The sequence below is a fragment of the Oleiphilus sp. HI0128 genome (genome assembly GCF_001635365.1).
This window is the reverse complement of record NZ_LWGG01000161.1, coordinates 1-974: the sequence shown is the minus strand read 5'-3', so window position 1 is coordinate 974 and position 974 is coordinate 1. Positions and strand designations below refer to the sequence as shown.

Annotated in this window: 1 protein-coding gene and 1 pseudogene; one reads left to right on the top strand and one right to left on the bottom strand. The window is 45.1% G+C overall.

Features of this window, described 5'->3' with window-relative positions; translation table 11 throughout:
* Positions 1 to 707: DUF3530 family protein (locus tag A3763_RS02065; RefSeq protein ID WP_156494831.1), on the top strand; the 707-nt coding region annotated here is incomplete at its 5' end.
* Between the two features lie 85 nt (positions 708 to 792).
* Here A3763_RS02065 and A3763_RS27935 read toward each other — a convergent pair.
* Positions 793 to 974, bottom strand: a pseudogene (locus A3763_RS27935) (MarR family transcriptional regulator); the annotation flags it as partial.

Below are 974 nucleotides of genomic sequence, written 5' to 3'. Positions count from 1 at the left end.
CTTCCATAGACAAAGTCCCAGAGCGAGCTTTACCAGTAAAGAAATTTGATGAGCTTGAACTAAGCCCTGCTTTGGCAGAAGCATTAAACAACAAGACAGCCAAAAACGAGGATAGTGGAAAAGATAAGTCAGATGGTGAGGCGGAAAAAAGTGAGCAAGCGGCAGACAAAGACGATGCAGTTACCGAAGACAGTTCTGATCCAGATAAACCTGTTGATATAGACCTTGCCGATAAAGAAAAGCAGCTAAAAGCAATTCCCTACCAAGACAAAGCGCTTGCGCACGTGAACGCTGGTATTTCGTACTTACAGCAGCAAGGCTATCAGAATATTGTTTTGTTAGCCTATCGCGCTTCAGCCAACATTGCCTTTGAGTATCTCAAGCAAAAGCAGGGGACATTTAGTAATAAAGGCTTTGCTCTGGTACTGGTTGACCCTGAGTTTGATGAACCTTTACAAGTCGATCTGGCAGAGCATTTAGGGCAAAACTTCCAGCCACCCGTCTTGGAGATGGTTAATTCGGTGGAAGATGAAAGTTCTGTCAAAGCGCGCTTGGCATCGGCAAACGTGGCTGGCGCAATTAACTATATGCAAGTGGACTATGCGTTTAATTTATCTGAAGGGCCACAGAAAAATTTGGTTCGACGAATTCGTTATTGGCTTGAGAAATATGCACCGGGTATGATTGTAGGTAATCGTTCCCGTTAAGTCGGCGAAGTAGCTGGACGGTAAGTTCATAGACGCTACAGATTACAATGCAGGGCATGACATAGCCAAACATGCGTTTAGGTGATCACTTTCCTTCATAGGCATCAGGCGAGTTTCCAGCCATGTCCTGCCTATCGAGCACGCCGACATCCAAGACAGGAGACGCATCAATATGCTGTGCATCCATCATTTGGGCAACGCGTTGCAGACTTGAAATAATCATCGTTTGCTCCCACTCCTGAAGGTCATTAAATTGTTTGGCAAATT